The sequence below is a fragment of the Mammaliicoccus sp. J-M41 genome, from assembly GCF_022385935.1.
GTDB lineage: Bacteria > Bacillota > Bacilli > Staphylococcales > Staphylococcaceae > Mammaliicoccus > Mammaliicoccus sciuri_A.
This window is the reverse complement of the sequence record NZ_JAJNIR010000096.1, coordinates 1-273: the sequence shown is the minus strand read 5'-3', so window position 1 is coordinate 273 and position 273 is coordinate 1. Positions and strand designations below refer to the sequence as shown.

General features: G+C 29.3%; 1 pseudogene. It reads right to left on the bottom strand.

From position 1 onward, the window contains the following. Nucleotides 1-273 (bottom strand): annotated as a pseudogene (locus LQ686_RS14050) (IS3 family transposase); the annotation flags it as partial.

Here is a 273-nt window from a genome sequence, read left to right as displayed (position 1 = left end):
TTTACTGTATATTTTGATTTTAATTCATTTACTAATTCAACAACTACTTCTGGGACCACTTCCTTTCCAATTCCTTGTACTTTTTTAAAATTTCATTTCCTACTTCTTTGCGCTTTAATTGAAATTTGAGCGATTCAACAGTACTTAACTCTTCTATACCTTTTCCATAGGAATATTGTTTGCCCACTTGTTGATTAAACCTATGTGTTTCACCATCTCTATACCATTTCCACCACTTATTAACTTGAGATTCATTTTTAATATTTAAAGTAT